Annotated in this window: 21 protein-coding genes and 1 riboswitch; of the genes, 16 read left to right on the top strand and 5 right to left on the bottom strand. The window is 62.0% G+C overall.

The annotated features are described in order from the left end of the window. Nucleotides 1-41 precede the first annotated feature (41 nt). Both QZS13_RS05800 and QZS13_RS05795 read left to right on the top strand, forming a co-directional pair. Nucleotides 42-1,046: a peptidyl-prolyl cis-trans isomerase gene (locus QZS13_RS05800; protein ID WP_295586794.1), complete on the top strand. Its 1,005-nt coding sequence runs from the start codon at nt 42-44 to the stop codon at nt 1,044-1,046. A 294-nt stretch (nt 1,047-1,340) separates the two neighbouring features. Continuing rightward, entirely contained in the window at nt 1,341-2,597 is a 1,257-nt protein-coding gene (locus QZS13_RS05795; protein ID WP_295586789.1) for an acetyl-CoA C-acetyltransferase, read from the top strand. Nucleotides 2,598-2,722: 125 nt separating this feature from the next. Here QZS13_RS05795 and trxA read toward each other — a convergent pair whose 3' ends face one another. Genes trxA through QZS13_RS05780 form a run of 3 tightly spaced genes read right to left on the bottom strand, consistent with a single transcriptional unit; the run spans nt 2,723 to nt 4,213 of the window. Then, on the bottom strand, nt 2,723-3,040 hold the full coding sequence (gene trxA, locus QZS13_RS05790) for a thioredoxin (RefSeq protein ID WP_295586786.1): 318 nt from the start codon (nt 3,038-3,040) through the stop codon (nt 2,723-2,725). 59 nt (nt 3,041-3,099) lie between these two features. After that, nucleotides 3,100-3,924 (bottom strand): NAD(P)/FAD-dependent oxidoreductase, encoded by an 825-nt coding sequence (locus tag QZS13_RS05785; RefSeq protein WP_295586784.1) that lies wholly within the window; start codon nt 3,922-3,924, stop codon nt 3,100-3,102. Next, nucleotides 3,914-4,213 (bottom strand): helix-turn-helix transcriptional regulator, encoded by a 300-nt coding sequence (locus tag QZS13_RS05780; RefSeq protein WP_295586781.1) that lies wholly within the window; start codon nt 4,211-4,213, stop codon nt 3,914-3,916. The genes QZS13_RS05785 and QZS13_RS05780 overlap by 11 nt, the downstream gene beginning before the upstream one ends. Nucleotides 4,214-4,555: 342 nt before the next feature. Between QZS13_RS05780 and rpe the strand changes: the two genes are divergently transcribed. Together rpe and recR are read left to right on the top strand one after the other, a co-directional pair. After that, a complete protein-coding gene (gene rpe / locus QZS13_RS05775) occupies nt 4,556-5,200 on the top strand; it encodes a ribulose-phosphate 3-epimerase (protein ID WP_295586778.1) in 645 nt (214 codons plus the stop codon). A gap of 71 nt (nt 5,201-5,271) precedes the next feature. Further along, the gene (gene recR, locus QZS13_RS05770; protein WP_295586775.1) at nt 5,272-5,871 is read left to right on the top strand and encodes a recombination mediator RecR; all 600 of its coding nucleotides are present in this window, start codon (nt 5,272-5,274) and stop codon (nt 5,869-5,871) included. A gap of 58 nt (nt 5,872-5,929) precedes the next feature. Here recR and QZS13_RS05765 read toward each other — a convergent pair whose 3' ends face one another. After that, nucleotides 5,930-7,318: a PLP-dependent aminotransferase family protein gene (locus QZS13_RS05765; RefSeq protein ID WP_295586772.1), complete on the bottom strand. Its 1,389-nt coding sequence runs from the start codon at nt 7,316-7,318 to the stop codon at nt 5,930-5,932. 112 nt (nt 7,319-7,430) lie between these two features. Between QZS13_RS05765 and QZS13_RS05760 the strand changes: the two genes are divergently transcribed. Continuing rightward, a complete protein-coding gene (locus tag QZS13_RS05760; protein ID WP_295586768.1) occupies nt 7,431-7,967 on the top strand; it encodes an ECF transporter S component in 537 nt (178 codons plus the stop codon). Between the two features lie 102 nt (nt 7,968-8,069). On the opposite strand, the gene QZS13_RS05755 is transcribed toward QZS13_RS05760, so the two are convergent. Further along, nucleotides 8,070-8,873 carry a DUF975 family protein gene (locus tag QZS13_RS05755; RefSeq protein WP_295586765.1) on the bottom strand — a complete coding sequence of 268 codons (804 nt, stop codon included), beginning with the start codon at nt 8,871-8,873 and terminating at the stop codon, nt 8,070-8,072. 352 nt (nt 8,874-9,225) lie between these two features. Between QZS13_RS05755 and rsxC the strand changes: the two genes are divergently transcribed. From rsxC to QZS13_RS05700, 11 genes are all read left to right on the top strand, one after another. Next, the gene (gene rsxC / locus QZS13_RS05750) at nt 9,226-10,599 is read left to right on the top strand and encodes an electron transport complex subunit RsxC (RefSeq protein WP_295586762.1); all 1,374 of its coding nucleotides are present in this window, start codon (nt 9,226-9,228) and stop codon (nt 10,597-10,599) included. Further along, a complete protein-coding gene (locus tag QZS13_RS05745) occupies nt 10,596-11,633 on the top strand; it encodes an RnfABCDGE type electron transport complex subunit D (protein WP_295586759.1) in 1,038 nt (345 codons plus the stop codon). Before rsxC ends, QZS13_RS05745 begins: the two co-directional genes overlap by 4 nt. Then, a complete protein-coding gene (locus tag QZS13_RS05740; RefSeq protein ID WP_295586756.1) occupies nt 11,630-12,262 on the top strand; it encodes an FMN-binding protein in 633 nt (210 codons plus the stop codon). The genes QZS13_RS05745 and QZS13_RS05740 overlap by 4 nt, the downstream gene beginning before the upstream one ends. Nucleotides 12,263-12,281: 19 nt before the next feature. Beyond that, entirely contained in the window at nt 12,282-12,920 is a 639-nt protein-coding gene (locus QZS13_RS05735; RefSeq protein WP_295586753.1) for an electron transport complex subunit RsxE, read from the top strand. Then, complete coding sequence (gene rsxA / locus QZS13_RS05730; protein ID WP_295586750.1) at nt 12,920-13,510, top strand: electron transport complex subunit RsxA; 591 nt, start codon at nt 12,920-12,922, stop codon at nt 13,508-13,510. The genes QZS13_RS05735 and rsxA overlap by 1 nt, the downstream gene beginning before the upstream one ends. Nucleotides 13,511-13,523: 13 nt before the next feature. Continuing rightward, complete coding sequence (locus QZS13_RS05725; protein ID WP_295586747.1) at nt 13,524-14,402, top strand: RnfABCDGE type electron transport complex subunit B; 879 nt, start codon at nt 13,524-13,526, stop codon at nt 14,400-14,402. Nucleotides 14,403-14,492: 90 nt separating this feature from the next. Beyond that, a riboswitch (THF riboswitch) is annotated at nt 14,493-14,596 on the top strand. 76 nt (nt 14,597-14,672) lie between these two features. Continuing rightward, nucleotides 14,673-15,245 (top strand): ECF transporter S component, encoded by a 573-nt coding sequence (locus QZS13_RS05720; RefSeq protein WP_295586744.1) that lies wholly within the window; start codon nt 14,673-14,675, stop codon nt 15,243-15,245. A gap of 17 nt (nt 15,246-15,262) precedes the next feature. Beyond that, nucleotides 15,263-16,534: a folylpolyglutamate synthase/dihydrofolate synthase family protein gene (locus QZS13_RS05715; protein WP_295586741.1), complete on the top strand. Its 1,272-nt coding sequence runs from the start codon at nt 15,263-15,265 to the stop codon at nt 16,532-16,534. A gap of 188 nt (nt 16,535-16,722) precedes the next feature. Then, nucleotides 16,723-17,769: a heat-inducible transcriptional repressor HrcA gene (gene hrcA / locus QZS13_RS05710; protein ID WP_295586738.1), complete on the top strand. Its 1,047-nt coding sequence runs from the start codon at nt 16,723-16,725 to the stop codon at nt 17,767-17,769. Then, entirely contained in the window at nt 17,766-18,383 is a 618-nt protein-coding gene (gene grpE / locus QZS13_RS05705) for a nucleotide exchange factor GrpE (RefSeq protein WP_295586735.1), read from the top strand. The genes hrcA and grpE overlap by 4 nt, the downstream gene beginning before the upstream one ends. Before the next feature lie 59 nt (nt 18,384-18,442). Next, nucleotides 18,443-18,878: Hsp70 family protein (locus QZS13_RS05700; protein ID WP_295586732.1), on the top strand; the 436-nt coding region annotated here is incomplete at its 3' end.

The following is an 18,878-nucleotide window of genomic DNA, read 5'->3' as shown; positions in this document are numbered from 1 at the left end:
GCTGCATAGGATGGGACATCCTATAAAGGAGTCTGAACGCCATGAAAAAATCCCTCCTGCTGATTCCTGCGGCCCTGCTGTGCTGCCTGGCGGCCGTCTCCTGCGGCACGCCGGCCCCGGAGAAGGGCCTGTGGGAGCAGGCAGGCTTTTCCTCCCCCGATCAGACCGTGGCCACCGTGGACGGCCGGGAAGTCCCCGCTGGGGTGTATCTTTACTGGCTCAGTGAGATTACGGATGAGATCCGCCGGTCCTGCCAGGAGCAGGAACAGACGCTGGACTGGTCTTCCGATACGGAGACGGGGACGCTGGCCCAGTATGCCAAAGAGCAGGCTCTGGAGAGCGCCGCCCTATATGCCACCGTGGAAAACTGGGCCGGACAGTATGACTGCCCGCTGACGGAGGCGGATCAGACTGACGTGGAAACCGTCTGGCAGGACACGGCGGCGGAGCACGGCGGCCAGGAGACGTACCTTGCCTCCCTGGCCCAAAAGGGACTGGACCAGGCAGGGGCCCGGCGCATGGCGGAGGACCACGTACTGTATCAAAAGCTCTGCCGGCTGGCGCAGGAGGAAAATTCCCCCCTGTGGGAGGATGCGTCGGCCCTGTCGGAGTTTTATCAGCAGCGTGGCTATGTGACCGTGGATCTGGTGGAATTCTCCGCCGATGCCGCGGAAGAGGCCGCGTCCCTGTTTGGACGCATCAATGAAAGCGCCGATCCGGTGGCGGAGCTTGGACGTATCCGCCAGGAGCGGGGGGAGAGCGGCTATCCCCGCACGCTGCTGCCCGGCGACGGCTCACTGCCGGACGCCTATGCCCAGGCGGCAGCGGCCCTCTCCCCCGGACAGATCAGCGGTGTGGTGGAAGGACCTGACGGGTTTGCCATCCTTGCCCGGCTGGAAGACGACTGTGAAGCTGTGCGGCTGGACCTGCTGGACCGCCGGCTGCTGGACGCTGCCGCCGGTGCGGAAATCACCGTGTCCCAATCCTATCAGGAGCTGGACGTCCAGACCTTCTGCAATGCCCTGGACGCAGCCCGTGGGAGTTAAGGCAACGGCGGAGAACCCTGTTTTCGTCATCTTGACGAAAACAGGGTTCGTTTTGTCAAAGATTTAACAAATTTTCAAATTTCACATAGTTTTTCATTGACGGGACGGGACAAAGCCACTATAATCAAAATTGCAGCGGGGAGGTATCCACGGGCTTGTCAAAAAATTAGCAATCATGTTTATCTTTTGACAAACTCCGGCTTCCCTGTTATTCCGTCAGCCGCGGCGGCGCGGGGCACTGTGCCCGACCGCTGCCGCCGTATCCAAAATATAATTTGAAAATGGAGGCCAATCATGAAAGATCTTTATGTCGTGAATTGCTGCAGAACTGCCATCGGTTCCTTTGGCGGCTCCCTGAAGAACACTCCCGCCGCTGAGATGGGTGCCATCGTGGTCAAGGAGGCCCTGAACCGCGCCGGCGTCAAGCCCGAGAACGTGGATGAGGTTATGTTCGGCTGCATCCTGACTGCCGCTCAGGGCCAGAACGTGGCTCGTCAGGTGGCCATCAAGGCCGGCATCCCCTATTCCGTGCCTGCCTATACCGTGGGCATGGTGTGCGGCTCCGGCATGAAGTCCGTCATCGAGGGCGCCCGCTCCATCCTGGCCGGTGACTCCGACGTGGTGGTCTGCGGCGGTACCGAGAACATGAGCGCCGCTCCCTTCGCTTCCATGGAAGCCCGCTGGGGCGCCCGCATGGGTGACAAGAAGCTGGTGGACACCATGATCAAGGACGGCCTGTGGGACGCCTTCAACAACTATCACATGGGCACCACCGCTGAGAACATCAACGACGTGTGGGGCATCACCCGCAAGGAGCAGGACGAGTTCGCCGCCGCTTCCCAGCAGAAGGCCTGCGCCGCCCGCGACTCCGGTCGGTTCGACGACGAGATCGTTCCCGTCCCCGTGAAGGTCAAGAAGGAGATCGTGGAGTTCAAGCGCGACGAGTATCCCAAGGAGGGCGTCACCGCTGAGAGCATCGCCAAGCTGCGCGGCGCGTTCCCCGTTGGTCCCGAGTCCCCCAATCCCCAGGTGGTTCATACCTTTGAGCCCAAGGGCATCCAGGAGGCCGAGGACAAGGGCACTCCCCGCGTGACCGCCGCCAACGCTTCCGGCATCAACGACGGCGCTGCCGCCATCATCCTGGCCTCCGGTGAGGCTGTTGAGAAGTACGGCCTCAAGCCCATGGCCAAGCTGATCGGCTGGGGCCAGGGCGGCGTCGATCCCAAGATCATGGGTGTTGGCCCCGTGGTGGCTTCCCGCAATGCCATGGCCAAGGCCGGCGTGACCATCGACGACATCGACCTGGTGGAGGCCAACGAGGCGTTCGCCGCACAGTCCATCGCCGTGGCCCGTGAGCTGGGCTTCGACATGAGCAAGGTCAACGTCAACGGCGGCGCCATTGCTCTGGGCCATCCCGTTGGTGCTTCCGGCGCCCGGATCATCGTCACGCTGCTGCACGAGATGCAGAAGCGTCCCGAGGCCAAGAAGGGCCTGGCCACGCTGTGCATCGGCGGCGGCATGGGCACTGCCACCATCTTTGAGAAGTGCTGAGCAGCGCCAAGCGCATAAAAGAATGAAACAGACGGCAGGCAATTGCCTGCCGTCTGTTTTTGCAATGCGCTTGCCTGAATAAAAAAGAGGAGGCGGAAGCCTCCTCTTTTTCTGCCTGCGAAATTTTACAGGTTGGCGTTGAGCACGGACACGAAGCTCTCCGGGGGCATGACGCCCACCTTCCGGTCGATCTCCTTGCCGTTTTTCAGGAACACCACAGTGGGGATGCTCATGACGCCGAACTGACGGGCCAGCTCCGGCTCCTCGTCCACGTTCACCTTGCCCACCAGCACCTTGCCGTCAAACTGCTGGGCCAGGGAGTCAATCACCGGGGAGAGCATCTTGCAGGGGCCGCACCAGGAGGCCCAGAAGTCCACCATTGCCAGAGGGGCTGCGTCCACCACGGACTGGAATTCGCTGGTTTTCAAATGCTGTACTGCCATTGTTCAAATCTCCTTTGCTTGATTGTACTCAATATTTATATATAGGTATGTTACGGGAATTATCCCTGTTGGGAACGGTTTTTCTCCACGGCGAAGGCTGCGGCGCTCTGTCCGGCCACCAACCCCTCGCCCACGGCCTTGGCGACCTGGAGGGGACCGCCGGTGCAGTCGCCGGCAGCGAAGAGGCCGGGCAGATTTGTTGCCATGCGGCGATCTACGGTCACATAGCCCTTGTCCGTTGCAAGGCCCGGAAACAGATCCGTGGGGGCCATGGTAGGCCGCAGGATGAACACACAGTCCACCGCCTCTGTGATGCCGTCGCAGGTGACGGTCTCCACCTTGTCGCCTCCGGCAATGGTGCAGGATTTGGGGCGGTCGAAATACAACACGGTGCAGCCGATGCTCTCCAGGAAGTCCGCCTCCTTGCGGGCGGAGTCCGCAAAGCCCAGCACCGCTACCCGCCGTCCCCGGTAGAGCATGCCGTCACAGGTGGCGCAGTAGCTGACGCCTTTGCCCAGAAACTCCTGCTCACCCGGGAATTTTTTTCCCCGGGCCACACCGGCGGCCAATACCACGGCTCTGGCGTTGTACATGTCCGAGCCCACGCTGACGTACCAGTGATCCATCATGTACGATGCGCTCAGTGCCCGCCCGGCCACGAATTCCGCACCGGAGAGCTGGGCCTGGCGGTTCATATCGGAGAGCATCTGCGCGCCGCTGACGGCGCCCATGCCCAGATAGTTGTCTACCCGTTCCGCCCGCCAGAGGGGATTTTCCTCCGGCGGATTGGTCACCACCAGAACACTGCGCCCCCGGGCACGGATGTTCAGCGCCGCAGACAGCCCGGCGGGTCCGCCGCCGATTACCAAAACATCATAGGACATAGCTGGAAGCCTCCTCTCCAAACAGCGCCGCCACCAGGCGGGCCACCTCCTGGGAGGCGGCTTTGTAATACACCTCGTTGCCGCTGCGCTCTGCGGTGACCACCCCGGCGGAGCGGAGCTTTTGCAGATGCTGGGAAATACACGACTGGGACATGCCCGTTCCCCGCTCCATGCAGGAGACGTTCCGGCAGCCGTTTACCAGCAGGCTGTGGACGATCTTCAGCCGCACGGGGTTGGAGAGGGCCTTGAGCAGCGCTGCCTGTGCCGTATAGTCTACCCGGTTTTCCATGGGGTTCACCGTCCTTTTCTGAATCTGACATTAGATTATCATAATATTTGAATATTTCAGTGACATATGCAACACTCTGCAAAATTTTTCCCGGGGTGGGGCGGGGCGGTTGCTTTTGGGCCGGGAGTTTGATACACTGATAAAAACCAAAGAGGAGCCGGCGGATGCTCCGCCGGCTCCCTATTCAAAAAAGCGGCGGCGCCCGGCCTTGGGGGCGGACGCTGCGGTGGGAAACGTGATTCCGGGCGGGCGCCCTTGCCGCTTGCGCCATCCTATGCGGCGGCGGCTTCCGCTGACACCGGGGACGAGCCTGCCGGAACAATATGGAAAGGAAGTAATTTCATGGTTAAAATCGCGCCTTCCATTCTCTCTGCGGATTTTGCCAATCTGGAGCGGGACATCCATCGGATTGCCGACGCCGACTATGTCCATGTGGACGTGATGGACGGCGTGTTCGTGCCCAACATCTCCATCGGTATCCCGGTGGTGCAGTCCATCCGAAAGGTGACGGACATGTTTTTGGATGTGCACCTGATGATCGTGGAGCCGGTGCGGTATGTGGAGCAGTTCTGCGACGCCGGTGCGGATCTGGTGACGGTGCACCTGGAGTCCGATACGCCGGAGAACATCCACGCCGCCATCGACAAGATCCACGCCAAGGGCAAGAAGGCCGGCGTGGTGCTCAAGCCCAAGACCCCTGCCGAGGCTGCCCTTCCCTTTTTGGAAAAGGTGGATCTCATTCTGGTCATGACGGTGGAGCCGGGCTTCGGCGGCCAGAAGTTCATGGCGGACATGATGCCCAAAGTCACCCAGCTGCGCCGGTGGATTGACGAGAAGAACCCCGCCTGCGAGCTGGAGGTGGACGGCGGCGTGGCGCCGGACACCTGCCGCACCTGCATCGACGCCGGTGCCAACGTGCTGGTGGCCGGCAGCGCCGTGTACAAGGCGGAGAATATCCCCGAGCGCATCCGGCAGCTGCGGGGCTGAGCAAAGTGCATCACCTCCGCCCGCTTTAGCGGGCGGAGGCATCTTTTCCTGGAATAGGAGTTGGAACCTGTATGGAATTTTTCCCTGCACCCCTTGAAACTCTGGTGGAGCAGTTTGCCCGCCTGCCGGGCATCGGCCGCAAATCCGCCCAGCGTCTGGCCTTCTACGTGCTGGGACTGCCGGAGGAAGAGGCCAAGGCCTTTGCCGACGCTATCCTGGACGCCAAGCACTCGGTCACCTGCTGCCCCGTGTGCCAGAACTTTACCGCAGGAGGGCTGTGTCCCATCTGCGCCTCCCCCAAGCGGGACGGCTCCACCATCTGCGTGGTGGCCGATCCCCGGGACGTGGCGGCCATCGAGCGCAGTCGGGAGTACAACGGCCGCTACCATGTGCTTCACGGAGTCATCTCCCCCATGAACCATGTGGGGCCGGACGATCTGTCCATCCGCCAGCTGGTGGACCGGGTGGCCTCCGGGGAGGTCAAGGAGGTCATTATGGCCACCAATCCGGATACGGAGGGCGAGGCCACGGCAATGTACATTGCCCGGCTGCTCAAGCCCTTTGATGTGCGGGTGACCCGTCTGGCCTACGGCATCCCCGTGGGCGGACACCTGGAGTTTGCCGATGACGCCACCTTGATGCGGGCTCTGGAGGGCCGCCGGGAGATCTGAGGAAAATACGGCAAAAAGCGCGTCCCCAACCGGGGACGCGCTTTTCTCATGGCCGGCACTACGCAAAAATCTCTGCCAGAAGTTCCACCGCCTGGGGAAGACGCGCTTCGTCCAGCCCCGCGTAGTTGATAACCAGTGTGTGGTCGTAGGCGGGGTTGGGCACTGCCGCGTACTCCGACAGGAATCCCAGCCGAACCCCCAGCGACTCGCCCCGGCGGCGGATCTCCTGATCGGAGCGGCCGGTGTCCAGATGCAGCAGAAAGTGCAGTCCCGCACCCTGCTCGGAGATGGTGATGCGGCGGGCGAAGGGGCCGGCGCGGAATGCGGTAAGCACCGCGTCCCGGCGCTGACGGTACTCCTTGCGCATGCGGGCGAGGTGCTGCTCGTAGTGGCCGCCGGCAAGAAAGCGGGAGAGCACGTGCTGCTCCAGGGCAGGTACTGTGCAGGCGTAGAAATCCAGCTCCCGGCGGTAGCGGTCCAGCAGCTGGGGCGGCAGCACCAGAAAGCCCACCCGCATGGACGGGGAAATGGTCTGGGAGAATGTATTCATGTAGATGACCCGGCCGCTGCGGTCGATGCTCTGCAATGTGGGAATGGGGCGTCCGGTGAAGCGGAACTCGCTGTCGTAGTCGTCTTCGATGATGAGGCCGTCCGTCTCCTCAGCCCACCGCAGCAGCGCCTGCCGCCGCCCGATGGGAGTCACCAGTCCGGTGGGATAGTGATGGGAGGGAGACAGGTGGGCCACAGTGGCGCCGGAGGCGGCAAGAGCGTCCAAATCCATGCCCTGGGCGTCCAGCGGCACCGGGCGGCAGCGGGCGCCGCACTTTTCATAGACCTGGCGGATCTTGGGATAGCCCGGGTCCTCGGCGGCAAACACCGCCTCCGGTCCCAGCAGCTGGGCCAGCAGCAAATAGAGGTACTCCGCCCCGGCACCTACCACGATCTGCTCCGGAGAGACGGCCATGCCGCGGTAGTCCCGCAGATCGTCGGCAATGGCCCGGCGCAGGGCGGGCAGGCCCTGGTGGGGCACCGGCCGCAGCAGCGCCCCGCCGTCCTCGCTGAGTACCTGACGGATGAGCCGGGCCCAGGTGGAGACGGGAAAACGCCCGGTATCCACCTGATTGCTTTTCAGATCCAGACGCCATACGGGGGCGGCCGGCGGCTGTTCCGGCGGGGGAGCGGGACACGCCGGCGCCGGGGCGCGGTCCACCTGGGAGACAAAGAATCCCCGCTTGGGCCGGGTGTAGACGTATCCCTCCGCCTCCAGCTGCTGATAGGCGCCCTCCACCGTGATGACGGACAGGTGCAGGTGCTCTGCCAGCGCACGCTTGGAGGGAAGACGCTCCCCTGCCGTCAGCTTTCCGGCCAGAATGTCCTCCCGGATGCGGCGGTAGAGATATTCATAAAGGGGCAGGTCGCCCCGTTCCTCCATGGAATAGGTCAGCATGCCCATACCCCTTTCTGACCTTATAAAAAATAAAAGAATTGATTATTTCAATCATACCATATCTGCCGTATGATGGCAACACAAACCAATGGGAAAGGGAGCGGAAGGCAATATGGAGAAGCAATTTGTCCAGACCCCGGCCGCGCCGTCCGTTCGCACACTGGCCAAGACGGGCGCACTGGCGGCGCTGAGCTGCGCGGCCACGCTGACGGTGGCGGTGCCCACCCCCACGGGCGGCTATGTGAACCCGGGGGACGCAGTGGTGCTGCTGGGGGCGTATTTGCTGGGCGGCTATGGTGCGGCGGCGGGGGCGCTGGGACCCGCGCTGGCGGATCTGCTGGGAGGCTACGGCGTCTATGCCCCTGCCACGCTGGCCATCAAAGGCCTCATGGCCCTGGCGGCGGGAAAGCTGTACCGGCGGGCGCGCCGTCATGTCTGGGCAGTGGCCTTCTGCGGCGCGGCGGCGGAGAGCATCATGGTGGCAGGCTACTGGCTCTACGACGCCCTGCTGCTGGGAAGCCTGGCGGCAGGGGCAGCGGGCGTACCGGGCAACCTGGTGCAGGGCGCCTTCGGCGCCGCCTGCGCGGCGGCGGGGGCGGCGGCCCTGGAGAAAAATACATGGGTGCGGCGGGCGTTCCCGGCCCTGTGAGCAAACAAAAAGCCCCGGCTCACTGCCGGGGCTTTTCCCTGCTGGATTTGGAAGGCGGGCGGTTCTAAAATCCGCCGCAGGCTTGTAGGCTGAAAATGGGACTTACAGTCCGCCCAGACCGTCGGGGCTTTTCCGGGCGGCGCCCAGGCCCACGCCGGAGGTCTCCTTGGCAATGTCGAAATAGCCCAGCTCCGTGCACTGGTAGACCGGCAGGTAGAAAAGGGACACCACGCCGGACCACAGGTCCATCAGCAGGACCCAGGTCACCGAGGAGATGGCCAGCATGGCCGCGATGGCGGCGGGGGAGGACAAGTTGACGGATTGCTGGATGGCCTGATAGGAGATGCTCCACTCCAGCACCAGCGCCGGCACAGAGGCCAGCAGCGACCAGCCCAGATAGGTCAGGTCCAGCATGAACAGCTGCTCCTTGTAGCCCATGGTCTGCTGCTTGCTCATATCCAGTGCCTCCATGATGCCGATGCCGGGATTTTCATAGAGGTTGTAAAGGGCAAAGCGGTAGCGGTAGGAGGCGATAATGCCGGGGATGACGAACAGCAGGCTCCAAAGAGCGGTAAATACGGCAATGACGATATTGAGTCCCACAATTTTGCCTACAAAGGAAAAACCGTCGAACAACGTCAGAAATTCCGCCCGCTGGCCACGGCGCACCGCCATGCAGTAGAGCACGAAACCTGCCGAGAGCACCATGGATAAAAGGCCTGTCATCACGGAGACAAAGGTGCCCAGCAGCCCGGAGCCCAGACCGCCGGCGGTCACGTCGGCCAGATCCAGTCCCAGGAGAATGGCGAGATACAGCGCGGCCATGGCCTTGGCGGGAACCTGAGCCGTGCGCAGCAGTTGTTTCATATCGGCTTTGAGCCGTCTTCGGTCGATGAGTTGCGGCATATAGAATGCCCTCCAGTTCATAAAGTGGCCGCCGGTGACGGACAGCCCGGAAATCTGCATTCAATATAGCATTTTTCCACTCTGCTGACAAGTGGGCGGGGGCGGCCGGAGGCTGGAAGCTGCTGGGAGAAAAAAGGCAAAATGTGAAAAATCACGAAAAAAACCGCAAAAAAATGCGCCGTTTTCGCAAAAACCGTCGTTCACAGACTGGACATTTTTTTCATTTTGGTGTAGAATCAAACGCAGTATGTGGTAGTACCGCCAGAGTGCGTCGACCCCCTCCCGCGGCCACGGCGGGCGGGGATTTTCCTGCGCTTTGGACGCTATCAGGAGTAAAAATGAGGTGAAGACAATGGCACAAGCTTTCTTTGGCGGCGTTCATCCCCATGATATGAAGGCCGCAACCAATGAAAAGGCCATCGAACAGCTGGCGCCCCCAGCCGTGGTGGTCATTCCGATGTCCATGCACTTCGGCGCACCGTGCACGCCCCTCGTCAAGGTCGGAGACCATGTGAAGGTCGGCCAGAAGATCGGCGAGTTTCACGGTCTGGGCGCTCCCATCCATGCGAGCGTTTCCGGCACGGTGAAGGCCGTTGAGCCCCGGCCCTATTCCATGGGCGGCGACATGATGTCCGTCGTGATCGAAAACGACTTCCAGAACACCCTCAGCGAAGAGGTCCAGGCGCCTGCCGATCCGGACGCCCTCTCCGTAGAGGAGATGGTGGAGATGGTCAAAAACGCCGGTATCGTCGGTATGGGCGGCGCAACCTTCCCCACCCACGTGAAGATCTCCAGCGGCATCGGCAAGGTGGACACCGTCATCATCAACGGCGCCGAGTGCGAGCCCTATATCACCGGCGACCACCGCACCATGCTGGAGCGTCCTGAGGAGATCATCGGCGGCTGCCGGTATCTGGCCAAGATGTTCGGCGTGGACAAGGTCGTCATCGGCGTGGAGGACAACAAGCAAAACGGCATCGACGCCATGAACAAGGTCATCGCCGAGCAGAAGGCCCCCGTTGTGGTGGAGCCCCTGCGCTGCCGTTACCCCCAGGGCGGTGAGAAGCAGCTGTGCCAGGCCATCACCGGCAAGCAGGTTCCTCCCGGAGGACTGCCCGCCGCCATCGGCTGCGCGGTGTTCAACATCAACACCACCTGCGCCATCTATCGGGCCATTACCAAGGGTATGCCCGTGGTCAACAAGATCGTCACCGTTTCCGGCTCCGGCGTGGTGGAGCCCAAGAACATCGAGTGCCCCATCGGCACCCCCGTCTCCAACCTCTTTGACGCCTGCGGCGGTCTGAAGGACGGCACCTACAAGCTGGTGTGCGGCGGCCCCATGATGGGCATGGCCCAGTACACTGCGGACATTCCCGTGGGCAAGGGCACCGGCGCCATGCTGGCCTTCTGCGCCGACGAGGAGAAGACCGTGGAGAATCCCCAGTGCATCCGCTGCGGCAAGTGTGTTGCCGCCTGCCCCATGCACCTGGAGCCCCTGTTCATGTTCCAGTATGCCTCCAAGGGCATGGTGGAAGAGCTGGAGGAGGCCCACATCATGGACTGCATGGAGTGCGGCGCCTGCGCGTATGTCTGCCCGGCCCGGGTGCACCTGACCCATATGTTCAAGACCGGCAAGCAGCTGGTCAAGAACAAGGCCGCCGCCGACAAGGCTGCCGCCGAGGCCAAGAAGGCTGCTGAAGAGAAGAAGGAGGCTGTCAACAAATGACGGATTACAAGAATTTAAAACTCATTGCCACTTCTTCCCCCCACATCCGTGCCGCGGAGAATACCCGCTCCATCATGCTGGATGTGATCGTGGCCATGCTCCCCGCCCTGCTCTGGGCTGTGTGGATGTTCGGCTTCAAGGCCCTGACGCTGACGGTTGTCTCCGTGGTGGGCTGCATGTTCTGGGAGTGGCTGTACCGTAAGCTCATGCACAAGCCCGAGTCCGTGGGCGACCTCTCCGCCGTGGTCACCGGTATGCTGCTGGCGTTTGTCTGCCCCGTGACCACCCCCTACTGGATGATCCTCATCGGCGGCTTCTTCTCCATCGTTGTGGTCAAGCAGCTCTTCGGCGGCATCGGCAAGAACTTTGTCAACCCCGCTCTGGCCGGCCGTGCGTTCCTGCTGGGCAGCTACGCCGGCGTCATGACTACCTGGATTGACCCCGCTGCCAACAAGGCTCCCCTGATGGGCTCCACCGCGGACATCATCACCTCCGCCACCCCGCTGTCCTTCATGAAGGGCTCCGGCGACGCTGTGGCTGCCAGCTTTGCCGAGCTGACGGGCAAGTACTCCGTCACCGACATGTTCCTGGGCAACATCGGCGGCTCCCTGGGCGAGGTTTCCGCTCTGTGCCTGCTGCTGGGCGGCGTGTACCTGATCTGGCGCAAGGTCATCAACTGGCAGACCCCCGTGGGCTACATCGCCACCGTGGCTGTGCTGACCTTCCTGTTCCCCAAGGCCGGCAGCAACCTGGAGTGGATGCTCTACAGCATCTTCGGCGGCGGCCTCATGCTGGGCGCGTTCTTCATGGCTACCGACTATGCCACCTCTCCCGTCACCAAGAAGGGCCAGCTGATCTTCGGCATCGGCTGCGGCCTGTTCACCGTGTTCATCCGTTACTTTGGCTCCTATAACGAAGGCGTCTGCTACTCCATCATGGTCATGAACCTGTGCGTGGCTCTGATCGATAAGTACACCAAGCCCACTCGTTTTGGCGTCGTAAAATCCGATAAGAAGGAGGCGGCCGCGAAATGAGTACCGAAGTGAAGAGCAAGGAAAAGGTCGATATGGACCCTAAGTACATCATCAAGCTGACCGTGACACTGTTTATAACCTGCGTGGTTGTGGCCGGCGCCCTGGGCTGGGTCAACAGCGTGACTGAGGGCCCCATCGCCGATATCAACAAGGCCAACACCGAAGCGGCTATGAAGAAGGTTGTGGCCGATCCCGAGAGCAGCGAGTTCTCCGATCCGCTGGAGCTGACCGACGACATGACCGCCGCGGCCACTTCCGCCGGCGCTACCCTGACCGAGGCCTATGCTGTCACCGTGAACGGTGAGAGCGACGGCTATGCCCTCAAGATCGTCTCCTCCGGCTCTCAGGGCAACATCGAGATGATGGTGGGCGTGGACGGTGAAGGCACCGTCACCGGCGTTTCCATCGTGGACAACTCCGAGACCGCGGGCATCGGCTCCAAGGTCATGAACAACGAACCTCTGGCCAGCGGCGTGCCTGTTCTGGATCAGTTCCAGGGTAAGACTGCGGCCGATATGCCCCTGACCGTGGGCAGCAACGTGGATGCCATCTCCGGCGCCACTGTGTCCACCAGAGGCGTTACCACCGGCGTCAACGCTGCGCTGGCCGTGGCTTCCGTCATGGGCTGAGAAGGGAGGACGCAACATTATGAATATAAAGAAACAGTTTATGGAGGGCCTCCTGACCCAGAACCCCGTTCTGGTGCAGGTGCTGGGTATGTGCTCCACCATGGCCATCACCACCTCCTTCTTCAACGGCCTGGGCATGGGCGTCGCCGTTACGGTGATTTTGACGCTGTCCAACGTCATCATCTCCGCCATCCGCAAGATCGTGCCCGATAAGATCCGTATCGCCATGTTCATCGTGGTCATCGCCGGCTTCGTGACCTGCGTGGACCTGCTGATCCAGGCATTCGTTCCGGCGCTGTCCTCCTCCCTGGGTGTGTTCATTCCCCTGATCGTGGTGAACTGCATCATCCTGGGCCGTGCGGAGTCCTTCTCCTACAAGAACGGCGTGGCTGCCTCTTTCTTTGACGGCATCTTCCAGGGCATTGGCTACACCGTGGTTCTGCTGATTATGTGCATCATCCGTGAGCTGCTGGGCGCCGGCACCTTCGGCGGCGGCCTGCTGGGCGTGGACGGCAAGGGCATCCAGATCATTCCCTCCCAGTTCCCGGCCGGCATGCTGACGCTGCCGGTAGGCGGCTTCCTGGTGCTGGCCTGCCTGATCGCCGCCATGCAGTGGGCGCTGGCCAGACCCAAGAAGAATAAGGAGGAGAGCAAATAATGGATCAGATCTATACCCTCTTAAGCATCACGCTGGGAGCTATTCTGGCAAACAACTTCATCTTCTCCCAGTTCCTGGGATGCTGCCCCTTCCTGGGCGTTTCCAAGAAGGTCGATACCGCCGTGGGCATGGGCATCGCCGTGACGTTCGTCATGGGCCTTGCCTCCGCTGTGTGCTATGTGGTCAACGAGTTCGTGCTGCTGCGCTTTGACCTGGGCTACATGCAGACGGTGGCCTTCATCCTGGTCATTGCTGCCCTGGTGCAGTTCATCGAGATGTTCCTGCAAAAGTCCATGCCCTCCCTGTATACGGCTCTGGGCATCTATCTGCCCCTCATCACCACCAACTGCGCCGTGCTGGGCGTGGTGCTGCTGAACGTGCAGAACAACTACAACTTCATTGAGTCCGTGGTGTACGGCATCACCGGCGGCCTGGGCTTCCTGCTGGCCATCGTGCTGTTCGCCAGCATCCGCGAGCGCCTGGTGTTCGCCGACTATCCCAAGGCGTTCGAGGGCTTCCCCATCGCTCTGGTCACCGCCGGCTTGATGGCCCTGGCCTTCATGGGATTCTCCGGCCTGAAGGTCTGGTAAGGAGGAGCTTGAAATGAATATTGTTGCTGCTATCGTTGTGCTGGGTGTGCTGGGCGCTGTGTTCGGCCTGGTCCTGGCTGTCGCCTCCAAGATTTTTGAGGTGAAGAAAGATCCCCGTGAGGAAGCTATCCTCAGCCATCTGGCCGGCGCCAACTGCGGCGGCTGCGGCTATCCCGGCTGCGCCGGCTGCGCTGCCGCCATTCTGGCCGGCGACGCTCCCGTCAACGCCTGCGCCCCTGCCGGCGCTGCAAACGCCGCCGCCATCGCCCAGATCATGGGCCAGGAGGCTCCCTCCGGTGAGCGTCAGGTGGCGTTCGTCCGCTGCAACGGCGGTACCGCTGCCAAGAAGCGCTATGAGTACATCGGCGTGAAGGACTGCATCTCCGCTACCAAGGTGGCCGCCGGCCCCCTGGAGTGCGAGTTCGGCTGCCTGGGCTTCGGCTCCTGCGTGAAGGCCTGCCAGTTCGGCGCCATGTCCATCGGTCCCAACGGCACCGCTGTGGTGGATCCGGACAAGTGCACCGCCTGCATGGCCTGCGCCAATGCCTGCCCCCGTCACCTGATCGTCTCCGTGCCCGCCTCCAAGAAGGTGCACGTGGCCTGCGCCAACAAGAACAAGGGCAAGGCCGCCATGAGCGTGTGCGCCAACTCTTGCATCGGCTGCGGCCTGTGCCAGAAGGAGTGCAAGTTTGACGCCATCCATGTGGTGGACGGCGTGGCCGTTATCGACTACGACAAGTGCAAGGGCTGCAAGCTGTGCACCAAGGTCTGCCCCCGTGACGCCATCCTTCCCATCGCCACTGCCGAAGAGAAGGAAAAGTACAAGGCAATCAAGAAGGCCCAGGCTGAAAAGGCCAAGGCTGCTGCCGAAGCCGCCAAGGCAGAGCAGTAAAAAAGCCAAAAAAAGTTCCCCAAATCTCAGGATTTGGGGAACTTTTTCTATTGCCTTTTGTGGGGGAACGCGATATGATAGCACCATTCAGGCAGAGTAGGCACGCATGTGTGAAATAGTGCCGGAAAAACGGGGAGTTGTTTTCCGGACGAAAGGGCAGGAGCCTTGCAGTGTGCGCGCCGCATCCCGCTGCCGCATATGGGAATCGTGCGATCCTTCCTCTGTGCGGCGTTCCGGTTACGGACTGCCGAAACAGAAGGAGGATTTTTTATGGAAAAACGGTACAACACCAGCGCAAAAGGCATTGGCGTCTACGCCCTTTGCCGGGTGGCCGTCATGGCCGCCCTGTATCTGCCCCTGGCCCGGATGGCTGTGGAGATCGGGACGCTGAAGCTGTCCCTGGGTTCTCTGCCGGTGACTGTGCTGGCCCTGGCCGCCGGACCGGGCGAGGCCGCCGCTGCCGCCGCCATCGGCGAGTTTCTCAAGCAGCTGCTCTCCTACGGCTTTACCGCCACCACGGTGCTCTGGCTTATCCCTCCGGCTCTGCGGGGAGCCGTCATTGGCTTTGCGGCCCTGAAGGCCCGCCGGAGCGGCTGGCATCTGGAGGACCGCCCCACCGTCTACTTTGGTGTTTCTGTGGCGGCAGCACTGCTGACCACCCTGGCCAATACGCCGGTGCTTTGGCTGGACAGCGTGCTCTACGGATACTATTTCCCCGGCTACATTCTGGGCGCCCTGTCGGCGCGATTGGTAGTAGGCGTGGTGACGGCAGTACTCATTGGCCTGGTGGCCATTCCCATGCTGAAGCTGCTGCGCCGTCAGCGGCTGCTGGAGCGGCGTTAAAAGAAAGGAAGGGTCCCATGACCGGACAGGAAGCGATTGCCTATATTCATGCACAGCACTGGCAGCAGCGCGCGCCGGGCCTGGGACGGATGCGCCGGCTGCTGCGGGCGCTGGGCGATCCCCAGAAAAAGCTGCGGTTCGTCCATGTGGCCGGTACCAACGGAAAGGGCAGCACCTGCGCCATGATTGCCGCCGTGCTGGGGGCTGCCGGATACCGGGTAGGATTGAACACCTCCCCCTATCTGGTGACGTTTCACGAGCGGATCCGGGTGGACGGACGGATGATCTCCGACGAGGATCTGGGCCGTCTGACGGCACAGGTCCGCCCCGCGGCGGAGTCCATGGACGAGCCGCCTACGGAGTTTGAGCTGATCACCGCCATTGCCCTGCTGTACTTTGTGCAGCGCTCCTGCGACATTGTAGTGCTGGAGGTGGGCCTGGGCGGTGCTCTGGACGCCTCCAATGTCATTCCCCCGCCGGAAGCGGCGGTCATCACCGCCATGGGCATGGATCATGCGGTGCTGCTGGGCCCCACCCAGGCGGATATCGCCCGGGCCAAGGCCGGCATCATCAAGCCCGGCAGTCCGGTAGTCAGCTACGGCGGCTGCCCGGAGGCCGACGCGGTCATCCGACAGACCTGCCGGGAGCAGGGGGCGCCGCTGACAGAGGTGGATTTTTCCCGGGCGAAGATCCGGCAGCTGTCTCTGGACGGCGCGGAATTTGACTGCGCTCCCTACGGCCGCCTGACGCTGCCGCTGGCAGGGGCCTATCAGGTGAAGAACGCTCTGGTGGCCATTACGGCGGTGGAGACCCTGGCCCGGCGGGGCTGGGAGATCCCCCCGGAGGCGGTGGCCCGCGGACTTGCTGCCGCTGCATGGCCTGGCCGGTTCGAAGTGCTGCGCCCGGCGGAGCCGGTGGTGCTGCTGGACGGGGCCCACAACCCCCAGGGCATGGCTGCCGCTGCCGAGAGCCTGGCATCGCTGTTCCCGGGCCGGAAGGCGACCGTGCTGCTGGGCGTGCTGGCGGACAAGGATGTGGAGCCTATGCTGGATGCCATCGTTCCCCTGGCGGAAGCCATTGTGACAGTGACACCGGCCAGTCCCCGGGCCATGGGGGCCGAGGAGCTGCGTCAGCGGCTGCTGCCCCGGGGGGTGCCCGTGTGCGCCTGCGCGTCCGTGCGGGACGGGCTGCAGACGGCGGTGCTGGCTGCCGGCCGGGACGGCGTGGTGTGCGCCCTGGGCTCGCTGTACCTGGCTGCGGCGGTGAAGGACGCGGCAAAGACCTTATGACGAAAAACGGACCTGCCTTGGCGGGTCCGTTTTTTTGCGCGGCAAAAAAAGTTCAAAAAACGATTGCGATTTGTTCACAAATTGTTTATATCCATCCATTGACAATGCACTTCCCCGGTGGTAAACTCACTTTAGCACTCAGGGAAGAAGAGTGCTAAATCTGAAAATTGGAACCGGAGCGGCAGGAGATGGAACTGACAGACCGAAAAAAGCATATATTGAAGGTCGTGATCGAAGACTACATCCGTACCGCCGAGCCGGTTGGCTCCAAGGCCATTGCCGCCGAGATGGGCGGCAAGGTCAGCTCCGCCACCATCCGCAACGAGCTCAGTGATCTGACGGAGCTGGGCTATCTGGAGCAGCCCCACACCTCCGCCGGGCGGGTCCCCTCTCCCAAGGGCTACCGGCTCTACGTCAATGAGCTGATGGAGCGCCAGCGGCTGAGCCTGGCGGAGACGGAGAAGATCAACCAGGCCCTCCAGGTAAAAATGGAGGAGCTGGACCGGGTGATCTCCCAGGCGGGCAAGGCGGTTTCGTCCTTTGTCAACTACCCCGCCTATGTAACGGCTGCGGGCCGCAAGAAGCTCTCCGCCCGCCGCTTCGAGCTGCTGCCGGTGGATGAGCGCAAGTGCATCGTGGTGATGATGATGAGCGACAGCCGGGTGAAAAGCCAGCTGCTGCGGCTGCAGCTGAAGGTGGACCTGGATCAGCTGCCCACGCTGGTGACGCTGCTCAATACCCACTTTGTGAACATCTCCCCGGAGGAGATGAACCAGCGGCTGATGGCAGTGGCCGACCAGGTGGTGCCGCAGCTTTTCCTGCTGCTGTCCCAGACCGTCTCCTATGCGGCGGATGCCCTGGAGGAGGCCGGACAGCGGGAGATCGTCACGGCGGGAGCCCGGGAGCTTTTGAAGCTGCCGGAGTTCCGGGATGCCGACAAGGCCCATGAGCTCATGAGCTTCCTGGCCGACAGCAAGGAGAACCTCCCCATGCCGGACGACGGGCCCATGAAGATCCTCATCGGACCGGAGAACGTCAGCGAGGCACTCAAGGATACCAGTGTCGTGGTGGCGAGTTACGATATTGGAGACGATATGCGGGGATTGATCGGTGTGGTCGGTCCCACCCGAATGGATTACGCCGCCGTGGCGGCGCGGCTGACCGGCTTTGCCGAGGGGCTGACCCGTCTGTTCGGAAAACACGAATTACCCCCAAAGGAGGATACGAAGGAATGAGCGAGGAGAATAAGAACTCCACACCGGAAGAGCCGGTGCAGGAGCCGCAGCAGGAGCCTCGGCAGGAGGCGGAGCAGGAAGCGGCCGAGACCGCCAAAGCGGAGGAAAAATCCAAGGGCGGTAAGAAGAAAAAGGAAAAAGAAAAGACCTATACCCTGACCCAGCAGCAGATGGAGGCCGCGGAGCTGGCCGCCAAGCAGCTGGAGTCGGTGAAAGACCAGTTCGTCCGGCTGACGGCGGAGTATGACAACTACCGCAAGCGGACCGCCAAGGAAAAGGACAACCTGTATCAGGACGCCAAGGCAGACACCATCAAGGAATTCCTGGGGGTGTACGATAACCTGGAGCGAGCGGTGTCCACCGAGGGCGACGAGGATTCGCCCCACAAAAAGGGCCTGGAGATGATCTTCCATCAGTATCAGGAGATCCTCAAAAAACTGGGCGTCAAGGAAATTGACGCTCTGGGTCAGCCCTTTGACCCGGAAAAGCACAACGCCGTCATGCACATCGAAGATGAAAATCTGGAGGAGAATGTGGTGGCGCAGGTGTTCCAGGCGGGCTTCACACTGGGAGACAAGGTAATCCGGCACGCCATTGTTCAGGTGGCAAACTGAACGGGCGGCATTCACATACAGAAAATACGATTTGTTCGATCTAATAGGAGGAATCATTTATGTCTAAGGTTATCGGTATCGATCTGGGTACGACCAACTCCTGCGTGGCTGTGATGGAGGGCGGCGAAGCCGTCGTCATCCCCAACGCCGAGGGCAACCGCACCACCCCGTCTGTGGTGGCGTTTTCCAAGACCGGCGAGCGCATGGTGGGCCAGGTGGCAAAGCGTCAGGCCATCACCAACCCCGACCGGACCATCTCTTCCATCAAGCGGGAAATGGGCTCTGACTACAAGGTCACCGTGGACGGCAAGAGCTACACGCCCCAGGAGATCAGCGCCATGATCCTGCAGAAGCTCAAGGCTGACGCCGAGGCCTATCTGGGCAGCACCGTCACCGAGGCCGTCATCACCGTCCCCGCCTACTTCACCGATGCCCAGCGTCAGGCCACCAAGGACGCCGGCAAGATCGCGGGCCTGGATGTCAAGCGGATCATCA

This window comes from uncultured Oscillibacter sp. (assembly GCF_900546705.1).
GTDB lineage: Bacteria > Bacillota > Clostridia > Oscillospirales > Oscillospiraceae > Oscillibacter.
This window is presented reverse-complemented; position numbering and strand designations above follow the sequence as displayed.